Below are 16441 nucleotides of genomic sequence, written 5' to 3'. Positions count from 1 at the left end.
GGAACGCAGGCCGCGGCGCCCCGCCCCTCGAGCGGGGGCGCCGCGGCGGCGCCGCGGCGCTCAGGCCCCCTGCCGGGGCGCCTCCCACGGGTGATCCGGGTAGAACTCCCGCATGAGCCGCGCGGTGTACGCGACGAGGTTCGCGAAGCCCTCGGCCCTGCGCCTGAGCGGCGAGTCGAAGAACGGCGTGAGGATGCCGGCCAGCGCCGCGAAGGCCGTCGCGTCGACGCCCGCGGGGCGCCCGCCGAACAGGTACGGCCTGTCCCCGAGCAGCGTCGAGAGCGCGGTCAGCGAGCGCACGCCGAGCGCGACGATCTCCTCGTTCGAGTGCCGCGCGATGCCGAGCGCGCGGTAGTTGTCGCGGACGCGCGCGAGGAGCTCCTCGCGCAGCTTCGGGCGCTGCTCCTCCGGCGCGCCGTCGACGAAGTGCGCCGGGCCCTTCTCGAAGTTCTCGGGGATGAGCCAGCGCGCGTACCCCGAGGTCGCGACGAAATGGTTCTCGAGCATGCGCTCGATGGCCCACGCCTCGGCGCGCTGCCGCGCGTCGAGGCCCGCGTCGAGATCCTTGCCGTACTTCCGCTCGAGGTGCTCGCGGATGAAGTGCGAGTCGGCGACGCGCGCGCCGTCGTCGTCGATGAAGGGGAGCTGCCCCTTCGGCGACAGGTCGGGCCGCGCGCGCTCCTTCCGGTAGGGCAGGCCGAGGAGCTTGAGCTGGACCTCGGTCTTCGTCACATAGGGGCTGGCTTCGGGCAAGCCGAACGTGGGGCCGAAGCCGTAGAGCGTGATCATGAGAACCTCCGGGAGCTTGGGTCCGCCGTGGACCGCGCTTGATGTAGCCTCGCCCTGCTGACAACCTGGTGTCAGCATCCTCGTGCGGCGCGCCGACCGATTGTTCCAGATCCTTCAGATCCTGCGCCGGCAGCGAGCGCCGGTCACCGCGGCGGCGCTCGCCGAGGAGCTCGAGACGTCGAAGCGGACGGTGTACCGCGACGTCGCGGATCTCCTCGCCCAGCGCGTCCCCATCCGGGGCGAGGCCGGCACCGGCTACGTGCTCGAGCGCGGCTTCGACATGCCGCCGCTGATGCTCACGCCCGACGAGATCGAGGTCGCGGTCCTCGGCGCGCAGTGGGTCGCCGGCCGCGGGGACGCCGCCCTGCGGAGGGCGGCGCAGGACCTCATCGCGAAGATCGCCGCGACGGTCCCCGAGCGGCTGCGCCCGCTCGTGCTCGAGCCGACGACGGGCACGCCCCCCGCGCTGGACCAGGTCCCCGACGGGCTCGACCTGGCCGAGGTGCGCGCGTCGATCCGCGCCGGCACGAAGATCGCGCTCCGCTACCGCGACGAGGCGGGCCGCGAGAGCGAGCGCGTCGTGTGGCCCGTCGTGGTCGGGTATCGCGAGTCGACGCGCCTCCTCGTGGCGTGGTGCGAGGTCCGCCAGGACTTCCGGTCCTTTCGCACCGACCGCGTGGTCGGCGCCACGTTCCTGAAGGAGCGCTACGGCGAGAGGCCGAGCGCGCTGCGCGCGCGGTGGCGCGCGACCCTGCCCGCCCGCCGCGAGCTGTGGAAGCGCACGGGCGCGCCGCGCGCCGGGGAGTGACGCGGCGTTCGACCCTGGCCGGGAGCTGATGCGTGGGGGCCGCTCCGCCCGCGCCGTCGGCCGTGCCAGCCCGTCGTTGGGCGCCGGCGGAGCCGCGCGCAGCGGGCAGCCCCCGGGCTCAGGGCGCCTCGGCGTCCGGGCCGCCGGAGGGCGCGTCCGGCGCGGCGCCCGCGCTGCGGTCCGGCGTTTCCGCCGGCCGTGCCTTCTGCTCCAGGAGAACGAGGACCACATCCACCGTGGCCCCCACAGCGCGGTTGACGAGGCGGATCGTCCCGTGGACGCCGGACAGCGTCGTATCGTGGATGACCCGAATCCCCCTCACGGGCGCCTGGATCGGGGGAATCTGCTCCAGCAGATCGAAGGGCAGCTTCGCCGCGTGCTTCTGCAGGCGCTCCACGGCCCGCGAGCCGTGCTCGACCGCCTCCTGCACGAGATCCTTCAAGCCGCGCCACCGCTCCATCACACCGCCTCCTCGCACCACGCGCGGATCTGCGCGTAGACGTCCGGGTCGTGGGCCAAACGCAGGTGCCCGAGCGACGGCATGATCCGCGCGTGCGCTTGAGGGAAGGGCGAGCACCGGTCCTCGGCGACCGCCCGGCCCGTGGCGCTCCTCAGCGAGACCATCGCGTCGCCGAACAAGAGGGAGAGCCTCGGGTCGGCCGTGAGCGCGCCGGCGATGAGGTGATGGCGAATGTGGGGGAGCAAGGGCACGGGATGACGGCGATTCTGGAGCAGGGCGTCGGCGCCGGCGCCCTCCCAGTCCTCGCGGCGGAGGTTGGCGTAGCCCAGGTCCTTCATCCCGCCGCTGCGGAGGTTGACGATATCGGCGATGAGCTTCGTGTACGGATTGCCGATGCTCGCGAGCGCCCACGTGACAGCGTTGCCGAAGCGCTCCAGCGGGGCGCCGAGGTGCGGTGTGCCCAGGTAAAAGGCCCGCTTGGCGAGGGGCAGCCACCTTCGAGGCTTGTCGCTCGCCGCGTGCGCGGCGCTGCGCGCGACGAGGCCGCCCATGCTGTGGCCGATGAGGACCAGCTCCTCCACGGCGACCGGAGAGGCGCAGACGAGCTGCTCGAGGAGGACATCCAGGGCCTCGCCGTTCTCGGAGACGCGGAGGCCGCTGTTGTACCGCACGTAAAACGGCGTGTACCCGAGGTCGCGCGCAAGACGCGATCCGTACGTCTCGCCGTCCGGCATCGTCCAGATCTCCTCGGTGCTCATCAGCCCGTGCACGAGCACGACGACACGGGGTGTGGCTCGATCAGCGGCGGTCGCGGGGAATGCGCTGGCAAGCGGCAGGCGGCGTCCGTCGCGGACGAGCTGCATCGCGGTCGCGAGGCCGTTGCTGGTCCGCTGTAGATGGTCGCCGAGGAGCCCGTTGAGCACCCCGACGACCCGCTCCAGGTTGTTTCCCATGCGCCGATCCGGCCCGCATCGTGGCACGGATCGGCGCCTCGCGCAGCGCTGCAAGGCGGCGGGCGACTCTGCAGGTCGGAGCGGCGCCGCACGCCGAGCTCGGCGGGTGGGGCGCGGCCCGCCCGCTCAGCGCCCGAGCTTCGCGAGGAACGCGTCGCGGCCGCCCTGCCCCGCGAGCGGCCCGCCGCCGAAGTCGAGGGCGCCGTCGAAGTAGCCGGTGAGGAGGACGTCCCCGCCCGGGTCGAACGCGACGTCCGTGGGCGTCTGGCTCTGCGCGTCGCCGAAGCGATCGCCCCACAGCGCGCGGCCGGCGGCGTCGAGCTTGACGAGGAAGACGTCCTCCTCCCCCGCGCTCTCGATCCGCCCGCACGCGAGATCGAGCGCGCCGCGGAAGAACCCGGCGACCGCCACGTTGCCGTCCGCGTCGGCGGCGATCGCCGTGCCGTCCTGCCGGAGCGCGCCGCCGAGGCGGCGGCTCCAGACGTGACGGCCCCTCGGGTCGAGCTTCAGGACGAACGCGTCGTTGTCGCCCGCGCTGCGGCGCGGTCCGCCGCCGAAGTCGACGCTTCCGGCGAAGCCCCCGGTCACGAGGATGTTGCCCCGCGGATCCACCGCGACGGCGGAGGCGTTCTGGCTGCCGGGATCTCCATAGCTCCGGCTCCAGACATGATGGCCGTCCGGATCGAGCTTGGCGACGAAGATGTCGGAGCTCCCGGCGCTCGGGAGCGGCCGGCCGCCGAAATCGAGGCCGCCGCCCAGGGAGAACCCCGCGAGGACGAGGTTGCCCGCGCCGTCGACCGCGAGGCCCTCGCCGCGATCGATATCCACGGTGCCGAACGCCTTGCTCCAGAGGTGATCGCCGGAGGCGTCGAGCTTCGACACGAAGATATCCTCGTCGAACAGGCCTCCTGTGCTGACGAGCGGCGACGCTCCGCCGGAGAAGTCGAGGGAGCCCTCGAACGAGCCCGAGACGAGGACATTGCCGGCGCCGTCCGCGGCGATGGAGCGCGGGAAGTGGCGCTCGTCGCCGGACGCGGCGCGGCTCCACAGGTGGCCGCCGCTGGCGTCGAATTTGGCAATGAACGAGATCTGGAGTCCGCCGAAGGGGTTCATCAGCGGGCCGCCGCCGAGATCGATGGGATCGCGGAAGCCGCCCGCGAGCAGGATGTCGCCGTCGGCGTCGACGGCGACGGCAGAGGCAAACGATGACGGGGCGTCGAAGGCGCGGCCCCAGAGGAGATCTCCGTCGGCGTCGAGCTTCGCGAGGAACGCCCCCGAGGCGGAGACCGGCCCGCCGCCGAAGTCGACCGTGCCCGCGGCCGAGCCCGCGATGACGATGTTCCCCGCGCCGTCGGCGGCGACCGAGTACCCGATCTGCTCGCGATGATCGCCGTACCGCCGGCTGAAGAGGTGGGCGGCGCCGGGACACGAGCGGTGGCACACGTAGCTCGCGGGCGGGCGCGGCGCCTCGCGGCGCGCGGGCTCCGCGTCTTCCGCGCGGCACGGCGGCGGGGGCGCGCCGTGGCTCGGGACCGCGCCGTCCACGTCGCGGCGCGGCCCGCGAGGGGGGACGGCGGCGTCCTCGACGTCCCCGGGGCCGCCCCGGCGGATCGGGGCGCAGGGCGGAGACGCCGCCTCGGCGGGGATCGCGAAGAGCACAGGGAGGACGAGGAGGAGCTGAGGAATAGAACATCTCATGATGTTCTCCGGTGCCGGAGCGCGGCTGTCCGTTGCTATCGCACCGCGGTCGTCGGCCGATGCCGCCGAGCGCGCCGCCTCGGACGAGCCCGCTCCCCGCTGCCGGACGGCCTCGAGCGACCAGCGCGAAGCGCTCGACGCCCGCCGCGATTTCGATCGCATGACGGGGCGGAGCCGGATGGATGGCTTGACAACGGACCGGCCGATCGCGCCTGCTGGCACGATCCCCGCGCCGCGCTCCGCCGGTGGGGTGTAGGTCGAACACGCATGATCACCGGTCTGGACCTCTTCGCAGCGCTGCATCGCATCGTACAGGACGCCACGGACAGCCTGCCTGGAACGCGGCGCGGCGGCCTGCTGATCCGAGAGGGAGATCGCCTGTTCTACCGGGCCGCCGTGGGCCTCGAGAGCCTGCTCTCAGGCCCGCTGCCGATCCCGTCGGACGCGGGGCCGGCCAGCGCGGTCTCGCAGCTCGACCCGGGCGACGGCGCGCGCGCCGTGGCGGCGGCCGCGTGGTACCGAGAGCACCTGCCGGGCGCGGTCGCGCTCGACTGGCTGCCCGCGGACGCGGTCGTGGTCCTCGCGCCGGTGCGCATGCGCGGGCGGCCGGTCGGCGTGCTCGCCGTCGAGCAGCCGGCCGCGGAGCCGCTTTCGGACGAGCGCAGGTTGCGGCTGATGGCCCTGGCCGGCAGCGCCGGCGCGGCGCTCGAGCGGCGCGAGCTCTTCGACGACAAAGCGCGGTCGGCCCACGAGAACCGGGTGCTCGAGGAGGTGCTGAACGCGGTGGCCTCGCAGGCCAGCCCGCAGGAGCTCGTGGAGATCATCTCGAGCGGTATCAAGAGCGTGCAGCTGCGGCCGCAATGGAGCGCGGTGGAGCTCGCCCTGGTGGAGGACGACACCTGCGGGGCCTCGCCCGCGAGCGAGCGCGGCGCGGACCGTGAGCTCCGCGTCTACCGGGCGCCGCGGCGCGCGCCGGTGGTCTACTGGAACAACCTGCGGGAGGGCGCGCTCGTCGCGGGGCGCGCCCTCGGCGTCGGCGTGATCCACCGGTGCGGCAGCGCCGGCGGCGAGGGCGGCCAGAGCGCGCTCATCGACGAGGGCGTGCGCCGCGGGGTGAGCGGCATCGCCGTGGCGCCGGCCGACGCCGCGGCCCTCGAGCCGGCGATCCGGCGAGCGGCGGAGGCCGGGATTCCGGTGATCACGTTCGATACGCCGCCGGCCGACGGCAGCAGGGCGCTGGCCTACGTCGGCACCGACAACGTGGCTGCCGGCCGGCTCGCCGGAGAGACGATGGCGCGGCTCCTCCCGGACGGCGGGGTCGTGGGCGCGCAGGTCTCGTCGCTCCGCGCCATGAACGGTTGCGATCGGGTCGCGGGGTTCGGCGCGGCGGCCTTCGGGACGTCCATCTCGATGCGATCTCCGCTGGAGAGCCACTACGATACTTCCGCGGCGATGCAGCTCGCCCTGGACGCCTTGCGCGAAGGAGGGCTGTCCGGCGCCTTCGGGGCTTGCGCCGAGAACGGCCCGGCCTGGGGCGCGGCCGCGAGGGCCCTGGGGAGGGCGGGAGATCTCAAGATCGTGGCGTTCGATCTGATCCCCGAGACGATCGCGATGCTCCGGGAGGGCACCATCCATGCGGCCGTGGTCCAGCGCGAGCACGACATGGGCTATCGCGCCGTCGAGCTGCTCCACGACATGGTGTCGAGGGGGGTGGAGGCGGCGCTGGCCGAGCTCCCGGCGCCGGGGCAGGCCGAGGATCGGCGCCTCCCGCGCTTCATCGACACCGGCGTGGACCTCGTGACCCTCGAGTCCACGCCCTGGTCTCGTCCGCTGTCGGAGCAGCTGACCCTGGAGACGAGCCGCAAGTCCGCGAGCCGGAGGCGCGGGGGCGCGGCGGTGGATCGCTCGCGCGAGCTCCTCGTCATCAGCCTGGACGCCGACGAGCAGGGCCTCGTCGAGGGGTGCGCCCGGCTCGAGCGGGAGTCGCTGGTCGGCCGGGTGCTGAGCGCCGGCCGGTCGTTCGTCATCGACACGCTGGCGGGCGAGCACGACCTCTGGCCGGATGTCGTCGAGGCGCGCCGGAAGGGCAGCCGCACGCGGGCCGGCGTCCCGCTGCTCGCCCGGGGAAGGGCGCTGGGCGTCCTGGTCCTCGACAGCGAGCGCCGCGCGGCGTGCTCGCCCGAGGACCTCGAGCTGATCGAGCGCATCGCCGACACCCTGGCGGTGGCGCTCGAGAACGCGCAGCTCCTCCGCCGCGTCACCGAGCGGACCCAGGAGCTCGAGCAGGCGAACCGGCAGCAGGCGGCGCTGCTCAGCACGATCCATGAGCTCTCCAGCCCGGTCGTCCCGGTCGCGCGCCAGATCCTGGTGATGCCCATCGTCGGAGCGATGGACAGCCAGCGCTCGGGCCGCTTCCTCGAGTCGATGCTGCGGGAGATCTCCGAGCGGCACGCGCAAGTGGTGCTGATCGACGTGACGGGGATGGCGGCGGTGGACGCCGCGGCTGCGGATCACCTCATGACGGCGGCGCGGGCGGCGGGGCTGCTCGGGGCCGAGGTCGTGCTCGTCGGCATCACGCCGGCGGCGGCGCAGCTGATGGTGGAGCACGGGCTGGACCTCGGGGGCGTCGTCGCCCGCTCGACCCTCGAGCTCGGGTTCGCCTACGCGCTGTCGAAGACGGGCGGCCGGCTCGTCTACGGCGGCTCGCCCCGCGCTGCGCGGTCGTGAGCCGCGCGCCGCGGCGCGCCCTCGGCCCTTCGGCGGGCCGGCGGCGCCGAGCGCGCCCCTTCAGCCGGCGTCGAGCCCGAAGGCGCCTTCGTAGATGGCGTCGACCGGAACGGCGGCGCCGATCGCGAGCGAGATCGCGCCTCCCGCCTCGATCACGAGGTAGCGCCATGAGCCGTCGGCCTCGCGCCGGAAGTGCTCGACGCGCACCGAGGTCTGCGAGACGAGCAGGTAGTCGGTGAGGGACGGGATGCGCTGATACGCTGCCCACTTCTCGCCGCGGTCGTACGCCTCGGTGCTGGGCGACAGGACCTCGACGGCGACGCTCGGGTTCGCGAGCACGTCGCTGGTGCCCGGCTCCATCCGCACACCGCCGCACGCGACGACGGCATCCGCGTAGACGTAGCGCTCCCCCTGCTTCGCGGAGATCCGCTGGTCCGGTGACAGGACATGGCACGGCCTGCCGCGAACGGCCGCGCGGAGCTCCGCCCCCACGGCGTTCGAGAGGAAGTTGTGCCGCGGGCTGCCGCCCGCCATCGCGAAGACCTCGCCGAGATGATACTCGTGCTTTGCGACCTGCGCGCGCTCCCACTCGAGATACGCTGAAGCGCTCATGCGCTGGGTGGTGGCGGCGTCGCCCATGCGCGCGAACATAACGTAGCAGCCGCGCCGGAGCCAGGTTCAGCGATTCAGGCTGCGCGGCCGCCTGCCTGCCGCCGCTGCCCGAGGGGAGCAGACCGGCGCGTCAGGTGCCGAAGCGGCGCGCGTTGCGGAGGCGGGCCTTCGCGGCCTCGACTTCCTTGTTCTTGGGTGGAGCCGTGGTTTCCAGCGACTCGACGAGCCGGCGCGTGATGGCGGCGATGTCGTCGACGGCTTGCTCGAAACAGGCGACGTTCTTCCCGCTGGGGGTGCGGGTGCCGCTCACCTTGCGCACGTATTGCAGGGCGGCCGCCCGGATCTCTTCCTCCGTCGCCGGCGGCTCGAAGTTGAATAGAGGACGGATGCTCCGACACATGGCGCGAGCGTACCGCCGAACGCGGCGCGGTGGAACCGGCGCGGCGAAAAACACGGCCAAAACCGCGCGGTCGACCGGCGCGGCGCTCCTGTCGTGCGCTGCGGCGCTGCGGCGCTGCGCCCGGCGCGACGTGCGTTATCGCGGCTCCAGCTGCTCCAGCTCGCGCACCCGGGCCTCGAGCTCGCGCACCCGCGCCTCGGCGGCCTCCCTGGCGCGCGCCTCGGTCGCCGCGACCTCTTCCTGGGTGGGCACGAGCTCGCCCTTGCCGTCCGGGCGCGCGAGCCGGAGCCGCGCGTCGGCCGCGCTGCCCACGACGCAGAGCCAGCTGTCGAGCGCGGGGCTCCACGCGGGGCCGGCGCCGGCGTGCACGCGCACGTACGCGCCGTCGGGGTCGCGCCGGTAAGCCTGGAGCGCCACCCTGCCGGCGGGCGGCCGCTGCGCGGCGGCCAGCGGATCGAAGATCGCGAGCTCGGGACAGCCGAGCTGGCAGTACTTGAGCGGGATGTCCTCGTAGGCCTTTTGCCAGTCGCTCGCCACGATCTCGAGCGCGAAGCGCGGCGGGCGGTGGCCGGGCAGCCAGGTCTGCCACTGCTTGGGCAGCGGCGGCGCGGGCCGGTGATCGAGGAGGTAGACGTCCGGCGAGACGCGCACGAGCGGCTCCTCGCGCACCCACGCGAAGAACCGGTCCGACCCGGCGTGGTGGTCGGTCCAGCCGCGCTCGCGCGCGAGCTGCGCGATCGAGGACAGGAGCAGGCGGGCGATCTCGTCGTGCTCGCCCCACGCGCCGATGCCGTCCGCGTCGTCGAGGTACCAGTCCGACCAGTCGATGGTCGCGCGGAGCTCCTCGGGCTCCGGATCGCGGACGACGAGCGCGCGCGGGAGGCGCGTCGCGTGGGGGTTGGCTCCGGTGCGGACGGGCGGCACGAGCTTCGACCGTAGCACAGCACCCCCGGCGCAGCGGCGGGAGGCGGGCGGGCGCGGGCGGGCGGCGCGGGCAGGCGGCACGGGCGGGCGAGGGCGAGCGGCGCGTCAGGCGTTGCGGGCCGCCGGCCGGCGCGGGCGGACGGCGCGGGCAGGCGGCACGGGCGGGCGCGGGCGAGCGGCGCGTCAGGCGTTGCGGGCCGCCGGCCGGCGCGGGCGGACGGCGGCGCATCGCATCGCCAGGGCGCGCTCGGGGCTCCCGGTGCCGCGCGCGGGTGCCATGTCGGCGGCATGCGTTTCGAGGGGGTCCTCTTCGACGTCGACGGGGTGGTGGTCGACTCGCCGCACGAGCGCGCCTGGCGCGAGGCGCTGGAGGCGCTGATGGCGACCGAGTGGCGCGCGATCGCGCCCGAGACGCGCTACGCGCCCGAGCGGTTCACGACGGCCGTCTACCAGAGCGAGGTCGCCGGCAAGGCGCGCGAGAGCGGCGCGCGCGCGGCGCTCGACTACTTCGGCGTGCCCGACGCCGCCGAGCGCGCGCGGCGCTACGCCGAGCGCAAGCAGGAGGCGCTGCTCCGGAAGATCGAGGCGGGGGAGTTCGTCGTCTTCCCTGATGCGATGCGGCTGATCCTGGGGCTCAAGGCGCGCCGCGTGCCCATCGCGGCGGCGTCGTCGTCCAGGAACGCAGGCCAGCTCCTCCGGAGGATCCGCGCCGACGCCTTCGCCGAGCAGCAACGCATCCGCCGCCCGGCCGTCGCGCCCGGCACGACGTTGCTCGACCTGTTCGACGCCGACCTCTGCGGCGTCGCGGTGGCGCACGGCAAGCCGGCGCCGGACCTGTTCCTGGCCGCCGCGCGCGCGCTCGGCGTGCCCCCGGCGCGCTGCCTCGTCGTCGAGGACGCCCCCGCCGGGGTGCAGGCCGCCAAGGCGGCAAGGATGACCGCGCTCGGCGTGGCGCGGCTCGCCGACGACGCGCTGCTGGCCGCCGCGGGGGCGGATCGGGTCGTGACGACGCTCGACGCGGTCGATCCGGATGGCGTGGTCGAGGGGCGGATCGCGGCGCGGGCGGCGTGAGGGGGGCGCGCAGTTCAAGCCTGCGCGGTGTGTCGCTCTGTGATCTGCCGATTGCCCCGGGAGCGGCAAACCTGGGTCGTCTCAAGCAAGACAGTTTGGCGCTAGCGGATGTGGAACCGGACGAATCGATATCTTGATCCAGCAGCGCTCCGTGACGCCCCGGGCGCCGGAACAGGCCGCGCCTCAGCCGCCCTGCTTGCGCACGACCGCGAGGCTCCAGATCTCCCCGGCGCTCGTGCCCACCCACAGCGTCGGCGACCCCTTGCCGGCGGCCACCAGCACGGTCGGCTCGCCGCGGGCGCCGAGCGCGACGCTGGCCGTCGGCGCGAGCGGCGCGCCGGAGGCGGCCTCGATGGCGGCGCCGTCGAACAGCGCGACGCGGCCGTCCGCGAAGCAGGCGAACAGGCTCGACTCGAGGACCGCCACATCGGCGACCGGATCGCTGAAGGCGAGCATCTTCGCCGCCAGCTTGCCCGACGACCGCACGACGGCGCAGGCCGCGCTCGCGCCGCGCTTGTACACCGCCGTCAGCTTCGGGCCGCCGCGCACCCGGTCGAGGTTCTGGGCCGCGCGCGGCAGCGAGGCGCGCAGCGTCGGGCCCGGCTCCGGCGTCGCGCCGGGGTGGACGCGGAGCTCGCCCCCCTCCCCGGCGCCGTCCATCACCGCGTGCGTCTCGGTGTCGGTCACGTCGAACGCCCGCGCCGCGCCGCGCACCGCGAACGTGCGGCCGTTCACCTCGGTCTTGTCGAGCTTCAGCTCCGTCGCGCTGCCGTCCCAGCCCAGCGACAGCGCCGTCTCGCCGGACGGGCGCGTCGCGAGCTGCCGCGCGTCCCGCCCGACCTGATCGAGCTTCGGGCCGTGCGTGATGCCGAGCAGCGCCCAGACCGCGTCGTCGCTCCGCACCACGGCCACGTCCTTCGAGAGCAGCGCCACGTCGTGCGCCGAGGAGAGCGACAGGTTCGTCGTCTTCGCGCCGGCGCCGCCGATCGGGCAGACGCCGAGGCGCACGGGGTCGGTCGAGACCATCGCGACCAGGCCGGGGCTCGCGAGGAACGCGGCGCCGCGGATCTCCGCGTCGAGGCCGTGCACCTTGCGGGGGGAGCTCAGATTGCTGAAGGGCATGGCCGGCGAAGATACCGGTTCTCGCGGGGCGGCGTCAGCCCTTGATGAGCGAGCGGACATCGATGTCGAGGTTCTCGGACTCCGCGACGGCGTCCATCGCCTTGCGGAGCTGGGCGAGCGACACCCCGACGGGGACGTCGACGTGGGCCTCCATCCGGAAGAGCTGCGAGCCGGTCACCGGCGCCTCGTAGGCCGAGGTCTCGAGCGAGACGATGTTGACGCCCGCGCCGTGGAGCGCGCGCGACACGGCGCGGACGATCCCCTCGTGATCGAGCGCGTCGACGGAGATGACGCAGGGGATGGTCGCCGCGCGCCGGTGCGACTCGGGGCTCTTGGTCCTGCGGCTCTGCACCGTGAGCCCCGTCGCCCGCGTGAGCGCCCCGGTGTCGCGCTCCACCGCCTCGATCGCGCCCGGGGGGCCCGACGCGAGCAGGAGGATGCCGAACTCGCCCCCGAGCACCGCCATGCGGCTGTCCTCCACGTTGGCGCCCCGCTCGGTCAGGTAGTGGGTCACCTCCGCGACGAGGCCCGTTCGGTCAGGGCCGAGGCAGGAGAGGACCAGGAAGGCTTCGGGCTCGGGCGTCGTCGTCATGCGGCGCATCTTAGTCCGATCCGCGCGACCGACGCGACCGACGCGACCGACGCGACCGACGCGACCGGCGCGACCGGCGCAGGCCATCGCGGGCGCGCGTCCGCGGCGGCGAGCGCCCGGGCAGCGCCGTCCGGGTCGGCGCGCGCGCGTCCGCGGGGATCGAGCGGCCGCGCGCCGCGGCCGACGAGGCGCTTGTCTCCGGCGGGGCGGTGGGCGAGAGGACGGCCATCCCCATGCCGTACGAACGCGACAACATCCACCGCCTCACGCCCTACACGCCCGGCGAGCAGCCGCAGCGGGCCGACGTGGTCAAGCTGAACACCAACGAGAACCCGTACCCGCCGCCGAGCGCGGTGCTGGAGGCGATCCGGGGCGTCTCGGCCGATCAGCTCCGCCGGTACCCGCCGCCCCGCGCGCAGCAGTTCCGCGAGGCCGCGGCGAGGCTCCATGGCCTGTCGCCCGAGCAGGTGATCGCCACGAACGGCGGCGACGAGCTGCTGCGCATGGCGGTGACGGTGTTCTGCGAGCCCGGCGGCCTCGGCCTGGGCGAGACGTACCCGACCTACTCGCTCTACGACGTGCTCGCCGAGATCCATGGCACGACGATCACCCAGGTCCCCCTCGAGGAGGACTGGTCGGTCCCGGAGGACTTCGCGAGCCGCCTGAACGACCGCGGCTGCCGGCTCGCGCTCCTCGTCAACCCGCACGCGCCGTCGGGGCGGCGCGAGCCGCTCGACAAGCTCGAGCGCATCGCGCGGGCGTTCCGCGGCGTGGTCCTGATCGACGAGGCGTACGTCGATTTCGCCGAGGCCGACGCGATCCCGCTGCTCGATCCGGCGCGGGGGCTCGACAACGTCCTGCTCCTGCGGACCCTGAGCAAGGGGTACTCGCTCGCGGGGCTCCGGTTCGGGTACGGGCTCGGGCACCCGCGGCTCATCGAGACGCTCGACAAGGCGCGCGACAGCTACAACACGGATATCCTCGCGCAGGCCGCGGCGACCGCGGCGCTATCGGCGCGGGACGAGGCGAGCGAGAGCTGGGAGCGGGTGATCGCGGAGCGCGCCCGGCTCACGGCGGCGCTGCGCGAGCGGGGGTTCACGGTGGCGCCGAGCCAGACCAACTTCGTCCTGGCGACGCCGCCGGCAGGGGGGCTGTCGGCGCAGGCGATGTACCGGGCGCTCTACGACCGGGCGATCTTCGTGCGCTACTGGGACGCGCCGCGCCTCCACGACAAGCTGCGGATCACGGTGGGCACGCCCGAGCAGAACGACGCGCTGCTCGGGGCGATCGCCGAGGTGTCCCGCGCGGCGGCCGGGGCGTAGACAGCCCCCGTTCGCTGTCCGCTTCGTGCGCGAGTGTACGATCCTTGCGCAGCTCCTCACCTCCCCTGCCTCGCATTTCGCCGAGCGGCTCCGCTGGCCTCGACCGTGCAACGAGCAGCGCGCATCGGACAGCGCCCCCGCGAGGTCGGCTGATCCAGCTTCATTCTTCACTAGGAGAGGAGATCGCTTCATGCGCCACCCCAGCATCCGGTCATCGAGTCACGTCCTGTCGCGCCTGCTTCGCGGCGGGAGCGTCGCCTGCGTTTCTCTGGCGCTCGTGGCGGCGTGCGGTCCAGACGCCGGCGACGGCAGCCCGATGGGCGCGCTGACCTCCGGCGTGAGCGACGCGGGCGGCGGCGGTGAGGGCGCGGGCAATGGCAACAGCGGCGGCGGCCCTGGCAGCACCGGCGGCGACGGCAACAGCGACGGCGCCGGCGGCAGCGACGGCAGCAGCGGCGCGGGCGATCCGCCCGGAGCCTGCGGGCTGAGCGGCGCCACCGTGGAGCGCTCCTATTCGCCGAAGCTGTTCGCCGCGGGCGCGGATCCCTCCGGGGACGCCGAGTGCAGCGGCGTGCTCAACCCCGAGCGCGGCCTCTTCCGCTTCACGGATCTCCGGAGCCTCGGCTCGCTCTCGCATCTTCGGGGCGAGGGCTACACGCTGATCTACGGCAAGGTGCTCATCGACGACTACCGCACGCGGGACATCGACCAGGACCTCGTCGACCAGCTCGACGCGAGCTTCGCCGCCGTGCGCGCGGCGGGGCTGAAGGTGCTCCCCCGCTTCTACTATGCGGACACGGGCACCGCGCCGGACGCGCCGCTCGACCGCGTGCTGTCCCACATCGACCAGCTCAAGCCCGTGCTCGAGCAGAACGCCGACGTCATCGCCGTGCTGCACCCCGGCTTCGTCGGCGCCTGGGGCGAGTGGCACTCCTCGACGAACGACCTCACCAGCCCTGCCAGCCGCGAGCAGATCTTCGACGCGCTGCTCGCGGCGCTGCCGAGCGACCGGATGACCCTCGCGCGCCGCCCCTCGCACAAGCTCGAGGCGTACGGCGGCCCGCTGACCGAGGAGACGGCGTTCTCCGGAGCGCCGCTCTCGCGCGTCGGCCACCTCAACGACTGCTTCCTCGCGAGCGCCGACGACGTCGGCACCTACCAGCTGCCCGGCGAGAAGGACTATGCCATCGCGGACTCCGCGTTCACGCCCGTCGGCGGCGAGACGTGCGCCCCCAATCCGCCGCGCAGCCAGTGCCGCTCGGCGCTCGACGAGCTCTCGCTGCACCACTGGAGCTTCATCAACACGGACTACCACACCGACGTGATCGACGGCTGGCGGTCCGAGGGCTGCTTCGAGACGATCGCCTGCCGCCTCGGATACCGCTTCGCGGTGATGGGGCACGCGTCGCCCGAGCAGGTCGGTCGCGGACAGCCGCTGTCGCTGCGGCTGCGCCTGTTCAACGATGGATATGCCCGGGCCTACAATCCGCGCCCGGTCTACCTCGTGCTCCAGCAGGGCGAAGCGCGGCGCGTCGTCCAGGTCGACGCCGATCCGCGCCGCTGGGCGCCGGCCGAGGAGAGCGACCTCTGCCTCGAGGCGCAGGTCCCGGCGGATCTCCCCCCGGGCGACTACCAGCTCGGCCTGTGGCTCCCGGACGCGTCCGAGCGCCTTCGCGACGACCCGCGCTACGCGATCCAGCTCTCGAGCGGCGCGGCGTGGGACGGCGCGAGCGGCGTCAACCTGCTCGACGCCACGGTCCGGGTGGTCGAGTAGGCCGATCCCCTCGCGTCGGCGCCGGGACGGCGCGCCATGCCCTTGCATCTCCGGCGCGCGGGCTTACCTCATCGCGTGATCCCGGCCCTCATCTCGCGCGTGGGCCCAGGCGGATCGTCGGAAAGGAACCGGAAAGGAAGTCACGCCATGCGCGCTGTCGATCGTCTTGAAGTCGAGAACAACCCCGCCGTCACCGCCGAGGGCGGCGAGGGAGCTCCGTCCGGGAGCGAGAAGACCGTCGAGACCTCCTGGTCCGATGCCGTGCGCCTCCTGGAGCAAGCCGCCGCCATCGCCGCCGCGCGCGGGTGCGACCCGCAGTCGTTCACGAACGCCGCCTTCGCCGCCTACGTGGCCAAGAACCCGGCCTTCCGCCAGTGGCTCGAGACCGCGCATCTCGCCCACCGGCTCGATCACCTGCGGCGGGAAGGGCGCGTCGGGGTGGCGTGATCGCCGCCTGGCGCAGCGCTCACAGCACCCGCGCGAACGCGCTCTCCAGCGCGGCTCTCCCGCCGCGCTCGATCACGTCGCCGTGCGCCACCACGATGCGCTCCGGCGCCCACGCGAGCATCCGCTTCACCGCCGCGCCCACCGCCGCGCGATCGCGCATCATCGAGCGCGCGAAGCGCGACGGACCGAACCGCCCATACGCCCCGTTCAGGCGCATGAAGAGGCGCGTCGGGAAGTGCGCGCTCTGCGTGATGTGAAAGCAGAGATCCCAGAGGAAGAGGGTCCTGCTCGGCCGGTGAAAGAAGGCCACCTCGTCGACCTTGGGCATCCCGCCGACCGTCACCTGGTCGATCTCCGCCGCCCATAGCGGGTCCGGCGCGTCGCCGAGCTCGTCCGTGAACGCCACGTCGGGGCGCTTCTCGCGGAGCCGCCGAGGACCGTACAGCCGCGCCCCCGGGAACGCCCGCGCCGCCGGCGCGAGGCCGAGGTGGTGGAACAGGTTCGGCGCCACGATCGCCCGCACCTCCCCGAGCGCCCGGATCTCGCCCGCCACCTGCTCCACGCCCGGCAGCGGCGAGAAGAGGAGCAGCCCGCCGTCCCCGAGCCGCACGACCGGAGACCGCACCGGGAAATGCATGGCTGGCAGCTTCAACGTGTCTTCCGCAACCCAGAGGGCTTGATCGAGTTGTCGCAGCATGCTCCAATTGGTAAATCTGCTTGACCATTTAGTCAAGCAGCTTTA

17 protein-coding genes are annotated in these 16441 nt (G+C 73.8%); 7 read left to right on the top strand and 10 right to left on the bottom strand.

The window, feature by feature from the left end; all coding sequences use genetic code 11:
- Positions 1-60: 60 nt before the first annotated feature.
- A complete protein-coding gene (locus WMF33_RS48270) occupies positions 61-789 on the bottom strand; it encodes a glutathione S-transferase family protein (RefSeq protein WP_437334887.1) in 729 nt (242 codons plus the stop codon).
- Between the two features lie 82 nt (positions 790-871).
- On the opposite strand from WMF33_RS48270, the gene WMF33_RS48265 reads away from it, so the two are divergent.
- Positions 872-1597 carry a helix-turn-helix transcriptional regulator gene (locus tag WMF33_RS48265; protein WP_437334886.1) on the top strand — a complete coding sequence of 242 codons (726 nt, stop codon included), beginning with the start codon at positions 872-874 and terminating at the stop codon, positions 1595-1597.
- Positions 1598-1715: 118 nt separating this feature from the next.
- On the opposite strand, the gene WMF33_RS48260 is transcribed toward WMF33_RS48265, so the two are convergent.
- The 3 genes from WMF33_RS48260 to WMF33_RS48250 all read right to left on the bottom strand — a co-directional run bounded on the left by WMF33_RS48260 (position 1716) and on the right by WMF33_RS48250 (position 4708).
- Entirely contained in the window at positions 1716-2057 is a 342-nt protein-coding gene (locus WMF33_RS48260) for a hypothetical protein (RefSeq protein ID WP_437334885.1), read from the bottom strand.
- Positions 2057-3010 carry an esterase/lipase family protein gene (locus WMF33_RS48255; RefSeq protein ID WP_437334884.1) on the bottom strand — a complete coding sequence of 318 codons (954 nt, stop codon included), beginning with the start codon at positions 3008-3010 and terminating at the stop codon, positions 2057-2059. The genes WMF33_RS48260 and WMF33_RS48255 overlap by 1 nt, the downstream gene beginning before the upstream one ends.
- A gap of 126 nt (positions 3011-3136) precedes the next feature.
- A complete protein-coding gene (locus WMF33_RS48250; RefSeq protein ID WP_437334883.1) occupies positions 3137-4708 on the bottom strand; it encodes a nucleotide-binding protein in 1572 nt (523 codons plus the stop codon).
- Here WMF33_RS48250 and WMF33_RS48245 point away from each other — a divergent pair.
- Together WMF33_RS48245 and WMF33_RS48240 are read left to right on the top strand one after the other, a co-directional pair.
- Complete coding sequence (locus WMF33_RS48245) at positions 4707-4964, top strand: hypothetical protein (RefSeq protein ID WP_437334882.1); 258 nt, start codon at positions 4707-4709, stop codon at positions 4962-4964. The two genes, WMF33_RS48250 and WMF33_RS48245, sit on opposite strands and share 2 nt — an antisense overlap.
- 11 nt (positions 4965-4975) lie before the next feature.
- A complete protein-coding gene (locus WMF33_RS48240) occupies positions 4976-7435 on the top strand; it encodes a substrate-binding domain-containing protein (RefSeq protein ID WP_437334881.1) in 2460 nt (819 codons plus the stop codon).
- A 60-nt stretch (positions 7436-7495) separates the two neighbouring features.
- On the opposite strand, the gene WMF33_RS48235 is transcribed toward WMF33_RS48240, so the two are convergent.
- From WMF33_RS48235 to WMF33_RS48225, 3 genes are all read right to left on the bottom strand, one after another.
- Positions 7496-8047 (bottom strand): Uma2 family endonuclease, encoded by a 552-nt coding sequence (locus tag WMF33_RS48235; RefSeq protein ID WP_437334880.1) that lies wholly within the window; start codon positions 8045-8047, stop codon positions 7496-7498.
- A gap of 130 nt (positions 8048-8177) precedes the next feature.
- Positions 8178-8447 (bottom strand): DUF2277 domain-containing protein, encoded by a 270-nt coding sequence (locus WMF33_RS48230; protein WP_437334879.1) that lies wholly within the window; start codon positions 8445-8447, stop codon positions 8178-8180.
- Between the two features lie 135 nt (positions 8448-8582).
- Positions 8583-9371 carry a Uma2 family endonuclease gene (locus WMF33_RS48225; protein WP_437334878.1) on the bottom strand — a complete coding sequence of 263 codons (789 nt, stop codon included), beginning with the start codon at positions 9369-9371 and terminating at the stop codon, positions 8583-8585.
- 288 nt (positions 9372-9659) lie between these two features.
- Here WMF33_RS48225 and WMF33_RS48220 point away from each other — a divergent pair, with 288 nt between their 5' ends.
- Complete coding sequence (locus WMF33_RS48220; protein WP_437334877.1) at positions 9660-10442, top strand: HAD family hydrolase; 783 nt, start codon at positions 9660-9662, stop codon at positions 10440-10442.
- Between the two features lie 183 nt (positions 10443-10625).
- On the opposite strand, the gene WMF33_RS48215 is transcribed toward WMF33_RS48220, so the two are convergent.
- Together WMF33_RS48215 and WMF33_RS48210 are read right to left on the bottom strand one after the other, a co-directional pair.
- A complete protein-coding gene (locus WMF33_RS48215) occupies positions 10626-11564 on the bottom strand; it encodes a hypothetical protein (RefSeq protein ID WP_437334876.1) in 939 nt (312 codons plus the stop codon).
- A gap of 34 nt (positions 11565-11598) precedes the next feature.
- Positions 11599-12156 (bottom strand): glycine cleavage system protein R, encoded by a 558-nt coding sequence (locus WMF33_RS48210; RefSeq protein WP_437334875.1) that lies wholly within the window; start codon positions 12154-12156, stop codon positions 11599-11601.
- Between the two features lie 233 nt (positions 12157-12389).
- Between WMF33_RS48210 and hisC the strand changes: the two genes are divergently transcribed.
- From hisC to WMF33_RS48195, 3 genes are all read left to right on the top strand, one after another.
- Positions 12390-13478, top strand: coding sequence for a histidinol-phosphate transaminase (gene hisC, locus WMF33_RS48205; RefSeq protein WP_437334874.1), 1089 nt, complete (start codon positions 12390-12392; stop codon positions 13476-13478).
- Between the two features lie 190 nt (positions 13479-13668).
- The gene (locus WMF33_RS48200) at positions 13669-15252 is read left to right on the top strand and encodes a DUF4832 domain-containing protein (protein WP_437334873.1); all 1584 of its coding nucleotides are present in this window, start codon (positions 13669-13671) and stop codon (positions 15250-15252) included.
- Between the two features lie 147 nt (positions 15253-15399).
- The gene (locus WMF33_RS48195) at positions 15400-15699 is read left to right on the top strand and encodes a hypothetical protein (protein WP_437334872.1); all 300 of its coding nucleotides are present in this window, start codon (positions 15400-15402) and stop codon (positions 15697-15699) included.
- A 19-nt stretch (positions 15700-15718) separates the two neighbouring features.
- Here the strand turns inward: WMF33_RS48195 and WMF33_RS48190 are convergent, their stop codons facing one another.
- Complete coding sequence (locus WMF33_RS48190; protein WP_437334871.1) at positions 15719-16396, bottom strand: DUF4336 domain-containing protein; 678 nt, start codon at positions 16394-16396, stop codon at positions 15719-15721.
- Positions 16397-16441 lie beyond the last annotated feature (45 nt).

This window comes from Sorangium sp. So ce394, from assembly GCF_051474665.1.
In the GTDB taxonomy this organism is placed as follows: Bacteria; Myxococcota_A; Polyangia; order Polyangiales; family Polyangiaceae; genus Sorangium; species Sorangium cellulosum_D.
Note: the sequence above shows the minus strand (reverse complement) of the source record. Positions and strands in the feature narration are given on the sequence as shown.